This window comes from Carboxylicivirga sediminis (assembly GCF_018156225.1).
GTDB classification, from domain to species: domain Bacteria; phylum Bacteroidota; class Bacteroidia; order Bacteroidales; family Marinilabiliaceae; genus Carboxylicivirga; species Carboxylicivirga sediminis.
The window spans coordinates 14,680-36,868 of the sequence record NZ_JAGTAR010000048.1 but is presented as its reverse complement, the minus strand read 5'-3'; the positions used below and the strand labels follow the sequence as shown (position 1 = coordinate 36,868).

The window sequence follows — 22,189 nt, the reverse complement described above, 5'->3', positions numbered from 1 at the left end:
TGGGCCGTTGGTTTTCTTAACCGCGATAATGATAAGAAACGGAAAATTTCACTTGATCTCTCCCAGTTAGGTTTTGACGGACAAGTAGAGGTGCGCGATTTGTGGCTTCATAAAAACCTTGATCATAAACCATCAGCTTCGGTAACATTGAAAGTGGAGCCACATCAATGCAGGGTAGTAAAGATTACGACTATTAAATAATACGATTCATGAAATTGCACAGCATGCCTAAGTTTTTTTTGACGTTTTGCACTTGTTTGATGTTTGCACTGCTACTGTCATGCACATCATCAGGTGTTCAGTCAAGCCGCTTTGAGATAAAAGAGGGAAATTTTTATTTGGATGAGCAGCCCATCCAGTTGATTTGTGGAGAAATGCATTATCCCCGCATCCCCAAAGAATACTGGCGCGATCGTATGAAACGAGCAAAGGCGATGGGCATCAATACGGTGTCGGCTTATGTGTTTTGGAATTACCACGAACGACAACCTGGTGTTTTTGATTTTAAGGGACAAGCCGATATTAAACGCTTCATCCAGATTGCTCAGGAGGAAGGCTTATTTGTGATTCTTCGTCCGGGGCCATACGTGTGTGCGGAGTGGGATTTTGGAGGCTATCCCTGGTGGCTGCTCAAAGAGGAGGGTATGGTTTACCGTAGCAATGATGAGCGCTTTCTGCAAGCCTGTCAGAACTATATCCAGCGATTGGGAGAGGAGCTGTCTGATTTAACGGTTAGTAATGGTGGACCCATCCTGATGGTGCAGGTGGAAAATGAGTATGGTTCTTATGGTGCAGATAAGGTTTACCTGGGGAAATTGCGTGATATGATTAAGGAGGCCGGGTTTAATGTGCCACTAATGACCTGTGATGGCGCCGGACAGATGGAGGCCGGTCGTGTGGGTGGCACCTTAAGCACGGTTAATGGCGCGGTGGGTGAAGACATCTTTAAATCAGTCGATCGCTTTCATCCGGGCGGACCGTATTTTGTGGCAGAGTTTTATCCGGCCTGGTTCGATGTATGGGGAACACCACATTCGTACCGCGACTATAAAAAGCCGGCTGAGCAACTGGAGTGGATGGTGAAAAACAATGTGTCGGTGAGTATCTACATGTTTCATGGAGGTACCAACTTTGATTATACCAATGGTGCTAACACGGCTTATGGTTATGCGCCACAACCCACCAGTTACGATTACGATGCTCCCTTGGGCGAGTATGGCAATATGTATCCAAAGTACTGGGCGTTCAGAGAGGTGTTGCAACAGCATTTGTATAAAGATGAACAACTACCTGAGGTGCCGGGACCCAATCCAGTCATTGAGATTGAGGAGCTGACGCTTTCTGAATCCGCTTCCTTATCCGCTGCTTTTATGGAAACCGTTGAGGCCGAAAAGCCGTTGTGCATGGAGGAGATAAATCAGGACTTTGGCTATATTCATTACGAAACGATTCTTAATGAAAAGACGAAAGGTACACTGACCATTAAAGATGTGAGGGATTATGCCGTAGTGCTGCTGAATGGGAAACAAATAGGCAGTCTCGACCGTCGTCATCGTCAAAGCTCCATGGAGATTGACGTGAGTGAGGTGCCGGCTAAGCTGGAGATCATCGTAGAAAATGTGGGGCGTGTAAACTATGGTGCCGATATCCTGAATAATCGAAAAGGCATCACCGAAAAGGTGAGTATCAATGGTACCGAACTTCTGGGGTGGAAATGCACCTCATTGCCCTTGTATAAGGCGCATGTTGGCAGCTTCAATTATCAAAATGACAATATAAAAGGCCAACCTGCTTTTCACCGTACTACATTTATGCTCGATAGTATTGGGGATACATTTTTAGATATGAGCAGTTGGGGTAAGGGAGCAGCCTGGATAAATGGTCGTTCTATAGGAAAGTTCTGGAATATAGGTCCGCAGCAAACCTTATATGTACCAGGACCATGGCTGAAGAAGGGGCAGAATGAACTGGTGATTTTCGCCTTCGAAGATACTGGTGCAAGAACTGTAAAAGGCCTTAAGGAGCCTATACTCGATCAGTTAGGTATTGATAAAAATAAGCGTGAGAAAAGTACAATGGATTACAGCCTGAAACCTGTTCTGGAGAGTGGTGATGTGGTTTTAAAGGCCGAAATGACTAATGAGCAAGGCTGGCAGGAGTTTCAGTTCGATAGTCCGGTAACCATGCGTCACCTGGCACTGGAAGTGCTCTCTACCAATGATGGCAAGCCTGCAGGTGTTTGTGAGTTGGATGTGATTGATAAGGATGGCAACGTGCTGACAAAAGATACGTGGAAAGTGGTTTATGCCAGTTCTGAAGTTGAGGATAAAGGGTTTGCAGAATACATTATTGATGGCAACCTGGGAACACAATGGAAAGCCGGAGCGAATGACCAGGACCCGTGCGTAATTGTTGATTTAGGCGAAATCACCAGTGTGAGTGGTATAAGGTTAAGGCATTCATATTACGAGCAGTCGGGTAGGCTCAAAGCGTTTCAATTGTACGGGCGGCCACAGTTTTTCCTGTTAAAAGATTAATAAATTAGTGGTGCAAATATTTTGTAAATCAATATCTATGATGAAAAATAAGAAATTAGGTTTATTGGCCGGTCTGTTATTGGTAGCTAATTTACTGATTGCTAAATCGGTGAGTGTTATACCTCAGCCCATGAAGGTGGTAGAAAAGGATGGCGTTTTTAAGCTTCCGGCCGCCATCAGCATTGTGGCTGACGTCGATAATGGCAATAATGCGAGCTATTTAAGGGAGGTGCTGATGCCATACAGCAAAGCATCTATAAAAAAAACGGTTAAAAAAGGACAAGGAATTACCTTAACAACCAATGCCAACTTAACCGAATCACTTGGCGAAGAAGGTTATCAGTTGGAGATTGGCAAGCAAGGCATTGAAATCAAAGGTGCAAGCGCAGCTGGTGTGTTTTATGGTATTCAAACATTGAGACAAATGCTGCCAATGGATGCATCTGTCACACAGGTTTATGAATTGCCATTTGTGAGCATTGAAGATCAGCCACGTTTCAGCTGGCGGGCCTTTATGCTCGATGAGGCCAGGTATTTTAAAGGTGAGGAGCAGGTGAAGAAGTTGCTGGACCAGATGGCCCTATTGAAGATGAATGTTTTTCACTGGCATCTGACCGATGATCAGGGCTGGCGCATCGAAATAAAAAAGTACCCTAAGCTAACAGAGGTTGGAGCTTCGCGTAGTAATACGCAAGTAGGTGGCTGGGATAGCAAAGAGCGCTCAGGAAAGCCGCATAGTGGGTTCTACACCAAGGAACAAATCAAAGGCATCATCAGCTATGCACAGCAACGTCATATCACCATCGTGCCTGAAATTGAGATGCCCGGACATGCCTCGGCCGCCATTGCAGCGTATCCCTGGCTGGGCACTATTGGTGAACTGACAGAGGTGCCAGTGGTGTTTGGTAAGCTACCTGATTCGTTCAATGTGGCCGATGCCCGTGTGTATGAGTTTCTGGAAGATGTACTGGATGAGGTGATGGCGCTATTCCCGGAAAACATTGTACATATAGGTGGTGATGAGGTGCGTTTTGAGGCCTGGAAAAACTCAGAGAAGGTGCAGGATTTTATGGCAGCGAAAGGCTTAAAAACGCCAGCCGATTTGCAGGTGTATTTTACAAATCGTATTTCCAATTATCTGGATGCCAACAAGCACCGCATGATGGGATGGAATGAGATACTTGGCGGTAATGTACACGAATGGCAGAAGGCAGAAGACGTGGAAGTGTCGGAGCAACTGGCTAAAAGTGCCATTATTCATTTCTGGAAAGGAAGTCCTGAGCTGATCAATGAAGCCGTGCAAAGTGGTTACGATATTGTTAATTCCTACCACATTTATTCTTATCTGGATTATTCCTACGAATATATCCCATTGGAAAAGGCCTATGAGTTTAACCCCATTCCGGATGGTCTGGATGCTAAATACCACCATAAAGTATTAGGTAGCGGGTGTCAGATGTGGGGCGAGTGGATACCTGAAGTGAGCAATATGGATAACATGGTGTTCCCACGCCTGGCGGCCTATGCCGAGGTGGGATGGACTGCTCATGAAAAGAAGGATTACCAGCTTTTCAGAGCAAATCTGGATGAGTTGATTGCTAAATGGAAGAACGAAGGCATTCAGGTTGCTCCATCTTTTGAGAAGAAGGACGTGAAATAGTTCTTAGCTTTTTAGCAGAGTAACAAGATAAATCGTTTGTTGTAAGGATGGCATCTTTACTTGTGTAACGCAAGATAAAGATGCCATCCTTTTTCATTCTGTCGATAGTTGCGAAGCGGGCGTTTATCACCTAACTTATATGTGTGGCGATTAGTGTGATAATATTAAAACCATGCGAAACAGAGGTAAACAGTCGGGAGATGATACGTGCTTTGCGGCCAAATGGCACCCTGTATTGAAAGAGGCGGTTAACGACTACTGCTATTTACTCACGAGGGAGTACGCCGAAAACTCGGCACTTCAGGTGGTTGGTAACAGGTACCGTTTAAATCAGCGGCAGCGCAGTGCCATACGCAGGATTGGTTCGGGTGAAGAGACCATCAAAAGACGCCAGCACTCACATTGCTCCCCTGCATCTGTGAAAGATTCTGTTGTTGAGGTGGATGGGTTTAATATGCTTATACTACTCGAAAATGCGTTGTCAGGAGCCTTTATTTTTAAAGCCAGGGATGGCACTTATCGTGATATCTCAAGTGTGCATGGTTCATATAAACGGGTGACAAAAACTGAAGATGCCATTATCTTAATTGGTAAGGCTCTGGAAGAGTTACATGTGAAGTCCGTTAAGTGGTACCTCGATCAACCGGTTTCCAACAGCGGCAGACTCAAAACAAGGATGATGGAAATAGCACGACAGCATCAGTTTAACTGGGAGGTTGAGCTGCTGATGAATCCGGATAAAAAACTGGCTCAGAGTGAATGTGTGGTTATTTCATCGGATGGGTGGATACTTGATAGGGTAAACAGATGGTTTAATCTGGGTGCCTACGTGATTGAGAAGCAGATAAAAGAGGCGAATGTTATGGTTGTTTGACTAATACCAGTGATTATGTCAGGACGATTATTGGCTATAGGTGATATTCATGGGTGCTATTGTTCGTTAAATACAATGGTAGAGGAGCAGTTGAAGCTTAAGAAGGAGGATATACTCATCCTGCTTGGTGACTACATTGATCGGGGACCGCAGAGTAAGGAGGTGCTGGATTATATCATTCGTCTTATAAGTGATGGGTACCAGATTATTCCCTTGTTGGGTAATCATGAGGAGATGTTGCTAAAAGCATTGGACGATTATAAATACTTTGTTGGCTGGCATTACAATGGAGGTTATACTACTTTGGAAAGTTTTGGAGTGTCCGAACCTAATGAGATTGGCGATGGCTATTTCAAGTTTCTTCGTCAATTAAAATATTGCCATATGGATGGGCGTAGGATTTTTGTACACGCTGGTTTTAACGATGAGCTTGATAATACGTTTGAAGATACTACAGCCATGTTGTGGAGCCGCAATGTACAGTACTCTAATCCAATGCTAAGTAAGCGCACTATTATACATGGGCACAGCATTATTTCCCTAGATGCATGTCAGCGTTTGGTCGAGAGCGATTCCTCTGTTATCAACATCGATACCGGATGTTTCATGGGGGAATACTCTGATACAGGTTACCTCACGGCTATTCAGTTTCCTGAAAAATTACTTTTTCATGTGGCCTATTGCAGATAGAGAATTCATCTGCTTAGGTACCTAAATTATTTATTATTCACCCCTTCGCAGGCTCGCCAATGGGACAGGTCACCCTGCAACCGGAACGATCTCACCGGCGGGAGAAACTTAGCAGATTAGGAATTGAAGAACAATGTTTAGAAACTCAGCAAGGTGTTCAATCACCAATCAAAACAACGTTTTGAAACATTGAAAGTAAGCGATAGGCTTGAATATGGCGGAAGGGCGGCTTCGACGAAGGAGAAGGGAAGCCTGTAGTCATAAGACTCAAGCCGTTGCGGAGCAATCGCCTCTTTCAATGAGATTTTTTGCTCCTCGTTTTTGTAAAAAAATGAGGAACCCGTCTGGTAAGACAAAGTCTGTTTTCAGAAGAGGATGTCCGAAAATAAAGAGAGACATTTTTTATACTAATAATCTATAACTTCATCACCTCATCCCAGCCTTTCCGCTCTGGCGGAATAAATCCTCCTCAAGGAGAAGGTGACATTATTTAAAAAGGCAACTATCTCTAATGTATGAAGATATCTTTATTTAGTAGTGGCTTCCTCTCCTTGAAGGAGAGGATTGAGGAGAGGTGTTTTCTTATGAATTATAAGTTTATTATTATGATTTTTGATTTTCGGACACCCCTATTCAGTTCAAATGAAGTCTGAATAACCGCAGGAAGCATCGTGTTATACCAAATGCACCTTGAACCATTTTGCTAATTATATAGGTATTATTTCTTTACTGCTCGCAGCATCTCTCTTTTCCCCTTCGGTCCGGGCAAGCGCTCAACGGTAAAGCCAACAGCCTGCATAGTCCTACGAACAACTCCTTTGGCACAGTAGGTGGTTAAAATACCATCATTATTCATAGCATTGTAAATCTTCTGAAAGATGGCTTCACCCCACATCTCTGGCTGAACCTCAGGTGCGAAAGCATCAAAATATACAAGGTCGTATGGCCTGTCAAAAGTGATGTTGGTTAAATCTGCTTCATCTTTAAGCAGAGTATAGCCTGGCCGGAGTTCTGCTGCTTCGCTCCAGGGAAGCTCATGTAGCTTTGTAAAAAGCTGCTGTTCTGCTTCTGCTTTTGCAAAGTTCAGTTGTGACGCTGCCTCGGGGGCAATTGGATATTTCTCCAAAGCATGGTAAAAGATGTTCTTTTCTCCTTGATTAAGAGCCGTCAGAAAAGCATTCAAACCAGTTCCCAGTCCTATTTCCAGTATACTCACAGACGTTTTCTGGCAAAACAACAAAGCCGGCTCAATAAATACATGCATCGACTCATTGTAGGCCCCGTTTACCGAGTGATAGTGCTCATCCAGCTCAGGCACAAACAAGGTGTGTGAACCATCTGCCGATACTTTTATCTCTACTTTTCTTGATTGATCTTTTAACCAGTTATTATTCATTCGTGTTTGACTTATTGGATGGTCATTGTTTTAAATCACAACTAATTCAAATTGCCCTGAGGCAAAGATAATGTTTCTTGTTATGCCGAACAGGCATTATGACGTTTGAACTCAAGAGACTCAGAGCCGAGGGTTATTAGTAATGGGAATCAATCGTTGAACCCACTCCGGGGTTCTGTTTGTAATATATTAATATACCATGGGTTGCACCCATGGTTATTAAAATTAAATCCCTTCGGGATAAAAAATGTCCGTAGGGCATTAACAATAATAGCCCCGTGCAAAGCGCGGGGTTATGAATATGGTGAGAAAACAACCCTGATATGGGTTGAAGGTTTATTATTAAGCAAGTTTTAACTATTGATTCACATTAGTAATCCAACTTTGTGATGATCTGCGCTATTTTTGGTTTGGTTCTGTTTTCTTCTGAACAGGGCTTTAATGATTTATCTGATTTGAGGAGATGTCATCTATTTCCTCAATCTTTATCTGCTGCCGCTGGCGCGTAGGCAGTAATGATAGTTGCATCTTCTCACGCTTATAACTGTTCCCTTCGGCCCGGTGTAGCACACGCATGTACCAGGCCATTAGTCCAACGCCTTTGAATATGCTCGACAGGCTGATGGCCCACCAGATACCTAACATGCCCAGGTATTTTTCAAGTGATAGCACCATAGCTGCCGGTACACGCCCACCGGTAAAGACAATGCCCACGATAGAGGGTGGTACTGTGCGCCCAATGCCATTGAATGCGCCTCGTGTAATGATTTCGATAATCATAAACACCTGCGAAACGGCCAATATTTTCAGGTAGGTGATGCCCATTTGCAAGGGCTCCGGTTCGCGCAGGAACAGCGAAAAGATGGGCTTTCCCCATACGAAAAAGGCCACTGTTACAATGGTTCCTAAAAAGATGCCAATACCCAGTGTGGTATAGTAGCCTTTTTTGATACGGCTCCAGTTATTGGCCCCGAAATTTTGGCCGGTAAAAGTGCCTAATGCCGTGGCAAAACCCGATGAGGTCATCCACGAGATGGCTTCTATCTGTGCACCTACACTTTGCACGGCAATGGGCACATCGCCCCATTTAGTGATCATGCGGGCCAGTATGAGTGCAAAGCAGGCAAACAGTGAACTTTCGGCAGCTACCGGCAGTCCCAGTTTAAATATTTTCAGGGAGATGGCTCTGTTGAGTCTGAAGCGCTTAAAATCCGGGTCGATGATCTCTTTCTTCCACACAAAGCGGATACAGAAAACAGCAAATACCACTACTTGTGCTATAACGGTTGCAAAAGCTGCACCATTAACCCCGAGGGCCGGAATAGGCCCCAGCCCGAAAATCATTAGCGGATCGAGCAACATGTTGAGCCCGAGACCAATTAGTAAATAGTAAAAGGGCAAGCGACTATTGCCAACTCCGTTATAAATACCCTGAAACGTAGGGTTCATAAACGTGAACACAAATCCCAGTGAAACGATGCGCAGGTAACTGATGGCGCCATCTTCAACCACCCCTTTTGACAAACGAAAGACGCCAATGAGTTGTGGGGTAAAAACAAGCGTAATAGCGGCAATCACTAAAGAAAGCAGCAAGGCCCAGAATAGTGAATGGCGGGCAAAGCGAGCTGCCGTTTCAGGTTCCTTTCGGCCCAAAGCTTGCGAAACACCTACCTCGGCACCAATGCGGGTAACCAAAAGAATGGACATGCCCAGCCAGATAAAAAAGCCGGCGCCACCCACTGAGGCAACAGCATTGCTGCCCAGTTGGCCTAACCAAATCATATCGGTTAGGTTATAGGCCATCTGCATGAGTGATGTGCCAATGATGGGCAGGGCCAGTTTAACCAGTTGGCTAAAGATGGGGCCTTTTGTTAAGTCAACAGATTTATTCATTTCAGCTGCGAAGATACACCGAATTGTCGGAATGATAAACGTGATTTTGGTGAGGCTTTTACCATATATTAACCAGTAGATGGGATGCAACTTTGTCGAATGGTTTTTAAGTTGATTATATGGGCTCCGCAACTTTGTCGAATGGTTTTTAAGTTGATTATTTGTACTCCGCAACTTTGTCGAAGGATTTTTAAGTTGATTATTTGGGCTCCGCAACTTTGTCGAAGGATTTTTAAGTTGATTATTTGGGCTCCGCAACTTTGTCGAAGGATTTTTAAGTTGATTATTTGAACTCCGCAACTTTGTCGAATGATTTTTAAGGTGATTATTTGGGCTCCGCAACTTTGTCGAATGATTTTTAAGGTGATTATATGGGCTCCACAAACTTGTCGAATGGTTTTTAAGTTGATTATATGGGCTCCGCAAACTTGTGAGGAGGAATTAAAGATGGCTTTTGGGGCTCCGCAACTCTGTGAGATGAAGTTATTGTTTGTTTTTCGAATCCCGCAATCCTGCGAGAATGATTCTAAATCACCTGAGTAAACAACTGCCAGTGGATGCCCTCAAACGATTCGCATTATTAGTATTAACTTGCGGCACGATTAAAAGAACTTTGCAGCGAAAAATTATACATATCGATATGGATGCTTTTTTTGCCTCCGTGGAGCAGCGTGATTTTCCTGAATTGAGGGGCAAACCGGTTGCTGTAGGAGGTAATAGCGAGAGAGGAGTGATTGCAGCTGCCAGCTATGAAGCCCGAAAGTTTGGTGTGCGCTCGGCCATGTCATCTAAGGTGGCGCTGCGCCTATGCCCTCAACTCATTTTTCAAAAACATCGCTTTGAAGTATATAAAGAGGTGTCCCAACAGATTCGTGAAATCTTTTTTGAATACACCGATTTGGTGGAGCCCTTGTCGCTGGATGAGGCATTTCTGGATGTGACCGAAAATAAGAAAGGCATTGAATCGGCTACGCAGGTGGCCCGCGAAATCAAGCAAAAGATATTTGAAACAACCCACTTAACCGCATCGGCAGGCGTGAGTGTAAATAAGTTTTTGGCCAAAGTGGCCAGCGATCAGCGTAAACCCAATGGTATTTTTATTATCAAGCCCAATGGCGTACAGCCTTTTATTGAGCAGTTGCCCATCGAAAAGTTTTTTGGCGTTGGGAAGAAGACCGCCGAGAAGATGCATCAGCTCGATATTCATAAAGGGAAGGATCTGCTGCGTTTTGATTTGCCACGCCTGGTGCATTATTTTGGCAAGGCTGGTCAGTACTTCTACGATATTGCCCGAGGGAATGATGAGCGGCCGGTCAGACCACATCGTGAACGCAAATCGGTGGGTATTGAGAATACCTTTAGTAAAGATTTGGTGGATGAGCAGCAAATTCAACTGGAGCTGAACCGGCTGAAAGAAGGGTTGATAAAGCGCCTGTCGAGAAGTGGTAAGCAAGGCAAAACCTTAACCCTCAAAGTTAAGTTCGATAATTTTGAGCAGATAACCCGGTCAAAGACAGTCAATGAGCCAATAGGCGAGAAGTTGTTGAATGAGTTGTCCTCAGAGCTGGTGCGCGAAGCCCCGTTAAACAGGCCCATCCGGCTCTTAGGCCTGACTGTTTCTAATTTTAAAGAGGATGATGAACCTGAGGCTTTACAGCTGCGAATAAATTTTAAGGACTAGGAACGATTCAGGAAATCACTGATGATTTGCGTTTTATCGCTAATGTCCTGGGTAATGCCATTGACTGAGATAGTGGCACCCGAGATCGAGTCAATATTTTTACCAACCTCCAGTTCATTGCCACCGTTATTATAGCCAATAAACTGTTTTAGCCAGCCTTTAGCGGTTACTTCATGGCCATGCGTAGCCTGGTAATTAAATACCTTCACCATTATCACTTCGCCTTTGCCGTTAAATGCCATGAGGTAATCAAAATATTCAGATTCTCCTCCTTGTGTCAATGCACTTGGCATGGAACAGCCACCTGCGCGGCAGCTGTTCACACGACCAATGTACATGTATTTTATTTCGGCATCAGTATTATCGCAGGCCACATTAAAAAACTTACCTTCAATGCCTGTTGCATAGTTGGCTGGCAAATCTAATTCGCTTAACTGCGGATTAACCAGGCTTAAGTTTTTCTCAAGTGTTTTTTGAATGGCTTTATGTTCGTAGTTAATGTCTCCACGTCCATAAGCTAAGTAGCTTAAAGCTACCAATACAATTGTTAATACTGACTGCTTCATATTTCTTTTTAGAACATTATACCAAATCCGGCATTAAACGTTTTTGCATACTCATCGCTCGCTGCCGACTTAACAAACTGCATGTCCGCTTTCAAAACAGCATTCTGAGTTAATTTTAACGTTAAACCAGTAGTAATGGCTTTCACATCGTACGCATCATTTTTGGCAAGGTTACCATCTGTTTTGCTATGGGTATCGTAAGCCTCGTAGCGCACGAAAGGAATCAGGCCTGTTTTTACACTGTCAAGATGTTTAAATACATCATATCCAGCTTCTACATAGTATCCAAACATGCCACTACCAAGGTCATTGCCAGTGAATTCGTTGTATTGCTTTGTGTTTGAAAGCGATGTATGATAGTACTGACCGCGTAGTTGTAATCCACCATATGTGTAGCGGGCATCTAATCCAATCATGGCCATGCCAACAGTTGAAGAATCGGCTGCAGCAACACCTTCTTTATCGCTTTTATCAAGACCATCATAAAGTGTGCTTTGCGAATCGCCAAAGTACCCCGACAGCCCAATGTTTAAGCCGCGAATACCAAAGTATTCAATTTTACCGGTGAAATTAGGTGAGCTAACATATGCTTCTGCACCTTTCTGACGACCTTTACGTAACCCGTTTTTACCGCTGAATTTACCTGAACCATCGTAACCGTTAAATCCACCCACTACATATGCCTGGTAGCGAATAGAAGCGGGTAAAATATTACCTGTGAAACCGGCTCCAATCTCGCGCCATGTTGTAGGTGCAATATACTTGTCAATTAACGGACGCTCAACACCATTAAAGGTATTTGGTTCGTGGTATTCGTTCACAATACCCATTGGAATAAGCATCAAACCACCACGAAACTGGAAGGCATTGCTTAATTTGTGTTGGATAAAGGCTTGCTCAACATACACTTCGCTTACATGCTCAAACTCCAATTCCGTTACAAACTGAGTTTTCTCGTTAAAGTTGTATCCGAACAACATAACCACACGGTGTACATCCAATGTTCCAGTGTTATAGGTGTCTGAATTCATCGGCTGATTGAAATGAACTTCGCCATAGCCACCAATAGTTAATCCCTGATTTGAGTTCAAAAGGCGTTGAGCTGAGTTTAACTGCTGCTCATCAGCATTAGTATTTTGTGCATTAGCACTTAAGATGCCAGCAAATAATGCGGCCAGTAATACGATTCTTTTCATTGTCTATTGATTTCCCTTTGCTTCTAAAATTGATAAGAAGTTTGTGTTTGTTATTCTGGTACAAAATTACCTTATATCAACAATCTCAGAAATCCCTAAATGTTGGTAAATATTAATAGTGGTTATAGCGCAGTTATTAGAAGTATTGTGTGTAAGTATCAGTTATACAGGGTTTAATTGAGTTGTGCGGTGTGTGTGGTATGGATAGGTGCAGATTTACTCCCTACTATTAGGGATTGCAGTGGTTGTTGGTAGCTGTTGATACAGATACTATCCTGATTGATTTATTTTGGAAATGTGGTATTAAACAGGTAGGATGGAAAAAGCCAAAAAAAAACTTCTGCCTGTTAAGACAGAAGTTTAAATAGATTATCCCTAAAATTAGTTATAGGGCATTTGTTTCTTCTGAAATAGATAAAAACTGCTCCATCATACTTTTTCTCAGATTCTGGTAGTATGCTTTTACCTTTTTAGGATTGTTTTTTGCGTCAGGGTGATTAGCCTTGGCTACTAAATCATTTCTGAACTCAATGGCCTTAACCATCACTTCGGCAATTTTATCATTATTCACATCCTCTTTCACCAATTGTTTAACGTAAGCTTCAGTAATCAGCTCCGATGCCAGAAAGTTGATGTCTTTCTTTAATTCTCTAACGCTTGCCATATTGTTATCTTTTAATATTTTAAGAACAGCACAAAGGTAACCAATATTTTATATTTACATGGCTTGTTGAAATCGAACTTGCAGAGCTTGATGCTTAATTTTTAAATTGTACATTTTTATTTGGGCTTAACCCATGCAGTATAATCAACATTGTAGCATTATGTACTAACCTTTGTCAATGCTATTAGTTTAAAGATTTACTACGCATACTTATAAAAGTTTTGTCTGTTTAGGGGCATAAATTAATGTTGTGTTAGTTAGGTTTTTTAAACAAAAGATTGGTAAATTGGTTGTAAAAGAGACGCTTTAGTGAGCAATACAAATAATTCTTTTGTAATTGGATATTATTAATTTTGCTAGAATATTCAATTGATAACTTTAAAAACTTAATTATGAAGAAGCTTTTGGTATTAGTAGCCTTGGTGGCAGGTATTACGTTCTCCGGTAATGCACAGGAAGTAGGTCTGCGTTTTGGTGGATCAAATGGTTTAGGTGGCGTGGCCATTGATGGGGTTTTTACAATGGGCCAATTTAGCCGAGTGCATGCCGATGTAGCTTTTTGGGATGGCTATATGGGGATTGATGCATTATGGGATTTTATTTACCGACCAATTGGTGAAGAGGCATTTAACTGGTATGTTGGTTTTGGACCATCAACCCTTATTGGCGATGAATTTTGGTTAGGAGCATCAGGTGAGCTTGGTATTGAATATAAATTTAACCAGGTGCCGATTGCTTTAGGTCTGGATTGGCGGCCAACTTTTTGGTTGATTGATGATACGCAACTGGGTGTTGATTCATTTGGCTTAAATGTACGTTGGGTTTTTGGAGGTAATGGCTCTAAATAGTAAACTGTATTTATATCCAAATAGAAAGCTCGTTTTCATAACGGGCTTTTTTTATTTCGGAGTATTGTCTATAAAAATCATTGGTTCATCTATTAAAAATTGACGTTTACCAAATACTACATTAATAACAGTCAATTTAAAGAGCTGTTTTGTAACCCTTTGCTATCTTTGATACAGCAAAACCGAAAACCCCAGTTAAAGTGTTGAAAGGAAAAGTATACTTGTTGCAAACCTGCAACACTTGTAAAAGGATATTGAAGCAGGTAAAGATCTTTGGTGATTTTGATGTAAGAGATGTAAAAAAGTATCCGCTGACAACTGAAGAGATTGATGATTTAGCTCAGAAAGCTGGAGGATATGAACGCATATTCAATAAGCAATCTCAAAAATACCGACAATTGGGCCTGAAAGATAAAGTGTTGAGTGAAGCTGATTATCGAAAACTGTTGAGCGAAGAATATACGTTTTTAAAACGTCCTGTTTTTTTGATTGATGATAAAATTTTTATTGGGAACAGTAATTCTACCGTTGATTTGTTAACAAAATATCTTGTATCCAATAAATAAAAAGATATTCCATTACTACCTAACCCAAATGTAGAAACCACGTAGTAATAAAACGGCTTCCAGAAATGGAAGCCGTTTTTTATTTAGCTAATTCAATTAATTACTAAGGGTAGCATTAATTTGTTTCAATACCTTTTCTTTAGTTGCATCAGGCAACGTGTTAATACGTGCCAGGTGTGAACCACTCGGTTCAACCGCTCTGAAGGTATTTGTGAGTTTTTTATTATTCAATGAAGTTGAACCCCATGGGTCGTTCTCTCCGATTATCGCTATTATCTTAGGATTGGCGGTTTCTAGTTTAGACATAACAGAGTGCATAGTTGGGACAAACTTTAGTGTGTCACCTCCGGGTGCAAACATGCAACTGCTGATGGTGTCTTCCTCAAAGCCTTTTAGGAGCGGTTTAAGTTCGCCTGGTGTGTATGCGTAATAGCCAAGTTCTTTGTACGCCTGGTAAAAGAATGGTTTGATAGATTCCCAGCTTTGGTCGGAAACATAGCCAATGTCGCTTCCGTTGCGTAAATGTTCGAATAGCACTTCAGCAGATGCCGTAGGTTCCGGAATATCGTTTACGTTGCTGCCCCATTGCCAGAAGGAGAATGGGTATTCAAGCACCACCAGGTCATATGCTTTTTCTTCACCCATGCGGAAGGTATACTCTTTGGATGTAGCATATTGCTTAAACAGCGGCATTATCTCACTTCGCTTTTTTAATACCGCCTTTTGGAAACGAAAGATACGCTCTCGTTCCTCTTCTGTTCCAACATTATGAAAGAAATCAAATAGGCGTTGATCTTCTCTTGCCAGATTGATTGGGGCAACATATGGTACGCTCAGCTCCACATCATCAGGAAACAGAGCCCTGTGAAAAATAGCAGTCTGACCTCCTTTACTAATACCTGTTGTGGCCCACTTGGTTTTATAGAGTTGCTTAAAAAACTCGATGATGCGGTGGTGGTCAAAGGCAGCTTGTTCAACTGTCAGGTATTGCCAGTCGAAGCTATCGGGGCACGATTGTGAGAAGTATCTGTGTTCAACAATCAATTGGTTGGCATTGGCTAGCTTGGCTAGCTCCGATGTGTAATTCCGATTGGCAGAATACCCTTCGGTAATCATCACTACAGGTGCTTCAATACTTTTGTGCGAGTACCAGATACGTTGCTTAAAGTGTCCTTTTTCTGGGTGCTTGTGGTCAATTGGTTGCTCAAACCAAACTAACCATGACTGTGCAAATTGCACACTGTCTGTTGATATTTTCTCGAAAGAGATTTTTTCAGATGCCGTTAAAAGGTCTTCGGGCTTTGAATATGGTTGAGTACAGGCGCCAATATAAATCAGCAGGCTCGCGATAATGTATAAACGTATATGCATGGTTTTAAGTTAAATAGTATAGGTTATTCTATTGTATTAAGATTTTAATAGCTTGTTGCGTTAAACTGGACTTTCCCCAGTTGGCACAGTTATTCGGGCTATATAGGATGACTTATTGTTAATTTCGATAACAGCCTCATCTAATGCATATAGCTTGACTAATCAAGTGATTTCTGGAAGATAATAGTATTTTCAACTCAACAAGGAGGAGGATTGATTTAATTGATCCAGCATTCGTAAAGTCCTTTTCCAGACTTATTTAGCGTGTTGAAGTGAGTTGATTTTGGGTACATTTAATCGTATTTGCTGTCAAAAGTAAAACTTTTTAACAAGCTAAAAAATAATGAATACTGTTTGTTGATTGTTGACACAGTAATTGTAAATGAATGATAATAAGCTTCTTTAACCGGAGAAAATAAAATTTAGTTAAATAATTCGAATTTTTTGCAACCTTATTCAACAAAATACAGTATCATCGTGTAGCTTAATCTAAAATTGGACGGTAAATAATGGTAGTCATTTTTGGGGACTATCTTCAAATTGAATAAGCTAGGTTGATAAGTGAGATTTAGGGTGGCAATTACATTGCTATTGTGTTTTTGCGCGTGTACTGTTTTAGATTACAGGCTTTAGATATATATGACCTAAATTGATGACCATGCAGAAAAGCTTATTTGTCTTTCTCACATTGTTTTTTCTTCTTAATAACGCTGGTGCGCAAGTAGGAAAAGAGTTTTGGTTTGTGGCTCCTGATGTAACTTATGAACATGGTGATGAGCCAATAGTGTTCAGGATTACGGCTTTAAATACAGATGCCAATGTAACTGTTAGCATGCCTGCCGATGGGGGTAGAGTTATTCAGAATATCAGAGTAAGAGCAAATACCCAGGAGCGCATTGATTTAGATAAAGATGTTGTTGAAAATCATCCTTCAGACCGGGTGAATAATAAAGGCATATTAATAACGTCAGATGCTGATATAACTGCCTATTATGAAGTGGCTAATGGTGTTAATCCCGATAAGTTTACTCTAAAAGGTCATAATGCCTTAGGAATCGAATTTTTTGTCCCTTCTCAAAATACCTATCGCAACAAACCACACAACCAGATTGCGGATGAAAAAGTGGATATTGTGGCAACCGAAGATAATACCACTGTTACAATTATTCCAACTGAAGCAGTTGTAGGACATGCAGCCAATGTACCCTATACAATTACATTAAACAGGGGGCAAACTTACTGTATCGAAAATCAAAATGACTGGTCGCCGGCCTCGTCGTTGGCAGGTACCTACATCAGTGCAGATAAAAAGATTGCAGTTACCATTAGTGATGATAGTGTGTGGCAAGGTCCAGGTTTTGGTCCCTATGATTTAATTGGCGATCAGCTTATACCTACTGCAATAATAGGAACTAATTATATTGCTGTTAATACTAATCCTGATAACCGTACAATCAATAAAGTGTATGTTCTGGCAACACAGGACGATACATATATTACCCTTATCTATCAGTCGCAACGCTTGGTAAAGCTTTTAAACAAGGGGGAGCAACTTGATTTAGATATTGAAGGTAATGCCTTATTTATTGATGCAGATAAACCTGTTTATGCCTACCAGTTGGCCAGTTTGTGGAACAGGAGTGGTAACGAAATGGGGAGTGCTGTGTTGCCAAGTACCAACTGTACAGGATCGAAGACGGTTAGTTTTGTACGCACATTTACGCTTGAGTTTTGGGTACAGTTACTGACTCAGCAAAAGAATCTTAACTCATTTACCCTTAAAGATCAGGATGGTAATGTGCTCAATGATCTAGAAAGTGTGAATTGGATAAAGGTAGAAGGAACCGATGAAGGAGCAGCCGAAGATACCTGGTATAGTGGCATTATTCAATTAGATATAACAACAGGAGCGCCGCATACTATCGAAAACTCAAACGGATTATTCCACATGAGCATCCTTGATGAAAACCAGGGAAGTGTAAGTTATGGCTATTTTTCGTCTTTTGGTCAGTTAAGGGTTGAAGGACCAACACAGGAATGTCAGGGTAATCAGATCGTATTGAGCACCACAGAGCCTATGAGGAGTTATAACTGGTTTTCTGAACATACAGGTGATGCTGTATTATCTACTTCACCCACTTTATCGGTCAGCCAGTCAGGAACCTATTGGGTTACAGCTGAGGTTAATTTTGGTGGTTGTTTGCAAACAGATAGTATAGAAGTGGAATTTTTGTTGCCCGAATTTGATTTGGGACCAGATACAGTGGTTTGTCCTGATGAAACCATCACCTTTGAAGTGCCAAATGGCTTGGGCACCTATGAGTGGTTCGATGGCTCTAATGGACATTCAACTTCTGTTGTTTTGGCAGAAGGTGAAACAAAAGAGGTTTGGTTAACGGTAACCGATGGATTTAATTGTTCCAACACCGATCGTAAACAAGTATCAACGCATACACTTCCGGTCATAGTATTGAATACAACTACACTATGCCAGGGAGAAAGAATAGTGGCAGATGATGCTAATATTGAACGCTTTGAATGGCGCTTGAATGGCGAGGTGTTGAATGTGGATGAAACACAAAACTATATAGAGCCAAGCGTTTCTGGAAGGTATACATTGACGGTATGGGGAGCTGAAGGCTGTCCGGTTACTGAAAGTTTTGACGTCACTGTTCATACTCTGCCCAACTTTACTGTTGGAGATCAGTTAGGCTGTATTGCTGCCACAACTTCTATTGCAGCTCCTCTTACAGGTGCGGGTTATTCATATTTGTGGTCCGATAATTCAACAAGTGCAAGTCTGGATGTGAATGTGGCGGGTGACTACTGGTTGGAAATCACTGACCAATACGGGTGTATGTCCCGTGATGAGTTTAATTTCGACTTTTTACCACCAGCACCTTTTGATTTAGGACCCGACAGGCAGGAATGTGCGGGAATTACTCTCACCATTGAGCAGGGGAGCGATTATTCGAATTTTGAATGGCGTTTTCAGCAGGATGGCGTTGGAGCCATTACTGATTTAGAAACTCCTACGCCTGAATGGGCCTACGAGATTAGTCCGGCCAGTCCTGCAGATAATGGTAGATACTACGTAACCGCCATTGACAAAGATGGCTGTGCCGTGGCCGATGATGTGGAAGTAGCATTCGTTGATGCACCTGATCCTCAATTAGGATTAAGCCAAAATTTATGCTCAGGTGAAGAAATTACGATTACGGTAACAGATGGGTATGATAACTATGAGTGGTATAAAGACAATGTTTTACAACCAACATTAACTACCGCCCAAATACAAACTATGAGCCCTGGTGTTTACCGAGTGAACGCAACGATTGGTGGTTGTACAAAGACCAATGAGGTGACGGTGACAGAGCATGCTAAGCCAACTGTTGCTTTGGCAGATCCGGGAAGTATTTGCCCCAATGCGACACAGGTAATTAACATTGATAACTTTGTAAGCACCGATGGCGCATTTGCCTACCTGGAATGGAATACATCTCCTCGCCGTTATACCAACTGGGGCACTGCACAATTGGTGGTTGATGGCCCCGGCACTTATTCCGTAACTGCATATGATGAGTATGGTTGTGCGGCAACTGATGCGGTGTCGGTTGGTGCATTTCCGGTAACCGATATTGGTATAGCTCCTATCGAGGAGACTTGTGCCAATGAAGATGCAGTCCTTGAAAATCCTGTTAACACTGCTCGCTCATACGATTGGTATAAAATAAATACAGCCAGTGATGCACATTTAATAGCCAATGATGCATGGGTAACAAATATCGCCGGTTCATACAGATTGGTTGTTGAAGATGAGAACGGCTGTATAAATGCAGATACAGTAGCTGTCAAAACCTTGCCGGTGCCTCAGATTGAACTAGGCCCGGCACGTGAAATGTGTGAAGGCGATACGATTACCTTAGAAACAGATCCTTCTTTTACCTCCTATCGCTGGAATGGCGATGGTAACCTTAATATGCCTTTTCTGCTTGTAACCAGCAGTAATACTTATCAGGTGGAAGTTGCTAATATCTATGGATGTATGGCAACTGATGATGTACCAGTTACGGTTAATCCAGTTCCCGTTTTCACCGTAGCAGATGCTACTGAATGTTCCGGAGTATCAGGTACTTTATCAGCTCCTGCAGGTTTAACAAATTATCGCTGGTCAAACGGTGCCTCAACGCCTAGCATTACAGTAACTAAAGGGACTTACACTTTACGTGCCGAAACGCCCAAAGGATGTGTAGGAACTGCTACAGCCAGAGTAATCTGGCACCCCATACCTCAGGTGAGTATTGGTGCAGATACAGCGATTTGTCCGGTTGATATTATTCCGCTTGAGGCAACGGCTGGTTTTGAGTTTTACGAGTGGCACAATGGGGATGTTGGCCGATTTTCATATGCTAATTTCTCAGACACCGTTAACGTGGTGAAAGTGAGGGATGCCAATGATTGTTGGGGCTTCGATACCAAAATGGTTCATGCGTTGCCTGCACCCGATTATGAGTTGTGCCCTGATACAGCTGTTTGTAATGGCGATTCATTATTGCTTGAGGCTGGTTATGATTATTTTGATTATCGGTGGTTTGATGATAGTCGATTACCAACCTACACAGTAAAAGAGCCCGGTCAATACTGGGTGCGCGTGTTGGATGGTTGTTTCTGGTTGCAGGATACCACCACTGTCGTTTTTCATGAAACACCTGTTATAGCGACATTAGACACATTGATATATGGTCAGATAGGGGTGTTGGCAGAAGGAGGAACAGCGCCGTATGTTTATGCTCTGAATGATGACGACTGGCAGGAAGAGAATGTATTTAAGAAGTTGGAAAATGGCACATACATCGTTCAGGTGCAGGATGTCAATACCTGTATGGCTGTAGACACGGTTGTGCTTAATTCAATTGTAGATATAGAAGTGCCGAATTTTGTAACTCCTAACAATGATGGTATAAATGACCGTTGGGAAATAAAAGGGATGGAGAAATTCCCGGATTCCATCATCAAAATATACGATCGTTTTGGTAAACTGCTCATTGAATACAAAGCCTCAGAACCTGGGTGGAATGGAGAATATCTGGGTAAGCCGGTGCCATCAGATGCTTATTGGTATGTTATTGAGGTTTTACCGTTGCAAAAAATGCTAAAAGGACACATTACGCTAAAGAGGTAGATTGAACGATGAAGAAGTATTTGCTGATAATAGGTGTTTGTTTGGCTTGTTTGGTGTGTCAGGCACAAAAGTACTATATAACTAACCAGTACCTGTATGACTTGTACCTGATGAATCCAGCAGGAGCTGGGTTTTATAAAGGCTGCTACGAGTTTAGTGGTTATTATCAGAAGCAGTGGTTCGGGATGGAGCAGGCACCCACCACTCAAGTCGTAAGTTATCAGGGGCCCCTTACCGAAAGTCTTGGCCTGGGTACATATTTCTATAACGACAGAAATGGTTTTTATTCAGAGATGGGTATTCAAACATCTCTCTCCTACGAGGTAATGTTTACCAAAAAGCGCAAACGGACTGCATCCATGACCTTTGGAATGTCTTTTAATGCTGAACAAAGCTCTGTTAATCAGACTGATTTAACTGATGGGGCATTGCTCGATCCTAGTATTACGGGTGCTAATGAGAGTGGATGGGGGTTTAATGCCAATGCCGGTATATTGTTTAAATACAACGATTATCATGCGGGATTTTCAGTGACCAACATTCTGCCTCAAAACAATCCAATGTACCTCAATGAGAATGAACCCGCTTTAACTTCAGATATTCATATTCATGCTGGCACGACATTTAAAGTGGCCGACCGCGATATCTTCCTGGAACCGCTTGTTATGTATCGGCGGAATATGTTGGTGGATAGCAAATTGGATATGAGTGTGAAAGGCTTCTTTCCAACACCTGATCCTAACTTATCGTTATGGGGATTAGTAAGCTATCGTCGTACAATGGATCATAATTTTGGCAAAAGCCTGGGTTTAGGAACAACCGCAGGTGTTCAAATTAACAATTTTCTGGTTGGACTTGAATACCAGGTAGGACTCACCGGTGCGCAATTAGATTATGGAAGTGCCTACCAACTTATTTGTAAGTACCGTATTTGCAAGGATAAGTCGAAAGGTTCAATTCCTTGTTCCGAACGTAATCGCAATAAGCGAAATAAGGCCATTAAGCGCCTAAAACTATAGAGGTCTCCCGGCAATTTTTATTGGATAAAGGTGTAATAATGCTATT

Annotated in this window: 16 protein-coding genes; 10 read left to right on the top strand and 6 right to left on the bottom strand. The window is 42.2% G+C overall.

What is annotated here, in order from left to right:
• From KDU71_RS21125 to KDU71_RS21105, 5 genes are all read left to right on the top strand, one after another.
• On the top strand, positions 1-201 hold a 201-nt coding region (locus KDU71_RS21125; RefSeq protein ID WP_212193110.1), incomplete at its 5' end, for a hypothetical protein.
• Positions 202-260: 59 nt separating this feature from the next.
• Positions 261-2,537, top strand: coding sequence for a beta-galactosidase (locus KDU71_RS21120; protein ID WP_212193109.1), 2,277 nt, complete (start codon positions 261-263; stop codon positions 2,535-2,537).
• A gap of 37 nt (positions 2,538-2,574) precedes the next feature.
• A complete protein-coding gene (locus KDU71_RS21115; protein ID WP_212193108.1) occupies positions 2,575-4,197 on the top strand; it encodes a beta-N-acetylhexosaminidase in 1,623 nt (540 codons plus the stop codon).
• A gap of 172 nt (positions 4,198-4,369) precedes the next feature.
• Complete coding sequence (locus KDU71_RS21110; RefSeq protein WP_212193107.1) at positions 4,370-5,071, top strand: DUF434 domain-containing protein; 702 nt, start codon at positions 4,370-4,372, stop codon at positions 5,069-5,071.
• A gap of 15 nt (positions 5,072-5,086) precedes the next feature.
• Complete coding sequence (locus KDU71_RS21105; RefSeq protein WP_212193106.1) at positions 5,087-5,761, top strand: metallophosphoesterase family protein; 675 nt, start codon at positions 5,087-5,089, stop codon at positions 5,759-5,761.
• A 718-nt stretch (positions 5,762-6,479) separates the two neighbouring features.
• Here the strand turns inward: KDU71_RS21105 and mnmD are convergent.
• On the bottom strand, positions 6,480-7,157 hold the full coding sequence (mnmD, locus tag KDU71_RS21100; protein WP_212193105.1) for a tRNA (5-methylaminomethyl-2-thiouridine)(34)-methyltransferase MnmD: 678 nt from the start codon (positions 7,155-7,157) through the stop codon (positions 6,480-6,482).
• A 438-nt stretch (positions 7,158-7,595) separates the two neighbouring features.
• Entirely contained in the window at positions 7,596-9,050 is a 1,455-nt protein-coding gene (locus KDU71_RS21095; RefSeq protein ID WP_212193104.1) for an MATE family efflux transporter, read from the bottom strand.
• Positions 9,051-9,570: 520 nt separating this feature from the next.
• Here KDU71_RS21095 and dinB point away from each other — a divergent pair.
• Positions 9,571-10,731 (top strand): DNA polymerase IV, encoded by a 1,161-nt coding sequence (gene dinB / locus KDU71_RS21090; RefSeq protein WP_244828633.1) that lies wholly within the window; start codon positions 9,571-9,573, stop codon positions 10,729-10,731.
• Here the strand turns inward: dinB and KDU71_RS21085 are convergent.
• From KDU71_RS21085 to KDU71_RS21075, 3 genes are all read right to left on the bottom strand, one after another.
• Positions 10,728-11,297 (bottom strand): FMN-binding protein, encoded by a 570-nt coding sequence (locus tag KDU71_RS21085; protein ID WP_212193103.1) that lies wholly within the window; start codon positions 11,295-11,297, stop codon positions 10,728-10,730. The two genes, dinB and KDU71_RS21085, sit on opposite strands and share 4 nt — an antisense overlap.
• An 8-nt stretch (positions 11,298-11,305) precedes the next feature.
• Complete coding sequence (locus tag KDU71_RS21080) at positions 11,306-12,493, bottom strand: porin family protein (RefSeq protein WP_212193102.1); 1,188 nt, start codon at positions 12,491-12,493, stop codon at positions 11,306-11,308.
• Positions 12,494-12,878: 385 nt separating this feature from the next.
• Positions 12,879-13,157: a hypothetical protein gene (locus KDU71_RS21075; protein WP_212193101.1), complete on the bottom strand. Its 279-nt coding sequence runs from the start codon at positions 13,155-13,157 to the stop codon at positions 12,879-12,881.
• A gap of 392 nt (positions 13,158-13,549) precedes the next feature.
• Between KDU71_RS21075 and KDU71_RS21070 the strand changes: the two genes are divergently transcribed.
• Entirely contained in the window at positions 13,550-14,005 is a 456-nt protein-coding gene (locus KDU71_RS21070) for a hypothetical protein (RefSeq protein WP_212193100.1), read from the top strand.
• A gap of 200 nt (positions 14,006-14,205) precedes the next feature.
• Positions 14,206-14,571: an arsenate reductase family protein gene (locus KDU71_RS21065; RefSeq protein WP_212193099.1), complete on the top strand. Its 366-nt coding sequence runs from the start codon at positions 14,206-14,208 to the stop codon at positions 14,569-14,571.
• Positions 14,572-14,667: 96 nt separating this feature from the next.
• On the opposite strand, the gene KDU71_RS21060 is transcribed toward KDU71_RS21065, so the two are convergent.
• Positions 14,668-15,942: a S28 family serine protease gene (locus tag KDU71_RS21060; protein WP_212193098.1), complete on the bottom strand. Its 1,275-nt coding sequence runs from the start codon at positions 15,940-15,942 to the stop codon at positions 14,668-14,670.
• Positions 15,943-16,600: 658 nt separating this feature from the next.
• On the opposite strand from KDU71_RS21060, the gene KDU71_RS21055 reads away from it, so the two are divergent.
• Positions 16,601-21,124 (top strand): T9SS type B sorting domain-containing protein, encoded by a 4,524-nt coding sequence (locus tag KDU71_RS21055; RefSeq protein ID WP_212193097.1) that lies wholly within the window; start codon positions 16,601-16,603, stop codon positions 21,122-21,124.
• Between the two features lie 8 nt (positions 21,125-21,132).
• Positions 21,133-22,143, top strand: coding sequence for a PorP/SprF family type IX secretion system membrane protein (locus tag KDU71_RS21050; protein ID WP_212193096.1), 1,011 nt, complete (start codon positions 21,133-21,135; stop codon positions 22,141-22,143).
• Positions 22,144-22,189: the final 46 nt, after the last annotated feature.

Bases quoted from the DNA above. Each gene is read 5' to 3' on its own strand.
- KDU71_RS21120 (WP_212193109.1), top strand. From the start codon at position 261: ATGTTTGCACTGCTACTGTCATGCACATCATCAGGTGTTCAGTCAAGC.
- KDU71_RS21115 (WP_212193108.1), top strand. From the start codon at position 2,575: ATGATGAAAAATAAGAAATTAGGTTTATTGGCCGGTCTGTTATTGGTA.
- KDU71_RS21110 (WP_212193107.1), top strand. From the start codon at position 4,370: ATGCGAAACAGAGGTAAACAGTCGGGAGATGATACGTGCTTTGCGGCC.
- KDU71_RS21105 (WP_212193106.1), top strand. From the start codon at position 5,087: ATGTCAGGACGATTATTGGCTATAGGTGATATTCATGGGTGCTATTGT.
- mnmD (WP_212193105.1), bottom strand. From the start codon at position 7,157: ATGAATAATAACTGGTTAAAAGATCAATCAAGAAAAGTAGAGATAAAA.
- KDU71_RS21095 (WP_212193104.1), bottom strand. From the start codon at position 9,050: ATGAATAAATCTGTTGACTTAACAAAAGGCCCCATCTTTAGCCAACTG.
- dinB (WP_244828633.1), top strand. From the start codon at position 9,571: ATGATTCTAAATCACCTGAGTAAACAACTGCCAGTGGATGCCCTCAAA.
- KDU71_RS21085 (WP_212193103.1), bottom strand. From the start codon at position 11,297: ATGAAGCAGTCAGTATTAACAATTGTATTGGTAGCTTTAAGCTACTTA.
- KDU71_RS21080 (WP_212193102.1), bottom strand. From the start codon at position 12,493: ATGAAAAGAATCGTATTACTGGCCGCATTATTTGCTGGCATCTTAAGT.
- KDU71_RS21075 (WP_212193101.1), bottom strand. From the start codon at position 13,157: ATGGCAAGCGTTAGAGAATTAAAGAAAGACATCAACTTTCTGGCATCG.
- KDU71_RS21070 (WP_212193100.1), top strand. From the start codon at position 13,550: ATGAAGAAGCTTTTGGTATTAGTAGCCTTGGTGGCAGGTATTACGTTC.
- KDU71_RS21060 (WP_212193098.1), bottom strand. From the start codon at position 15,942: ATGCATATACGTTTATACATTATCGCGAGCCTGCTGATTTATATTGGC.
- KDU71_RS21055 (WP_212193097.1), top strand. From the start codon at position 16,601: ATGCAGAAAAGCTTATTTGTCTTTCTCACATTGTTTTTTCTTCTTAAT.
- KDU71_RS21050 (WP_212193096.1), top strand. From the start codon at position 21,133: ATGAAGAAGTATTTGCTGATAATAGGTGTTTGTTTGGCTTGTTTGGTG.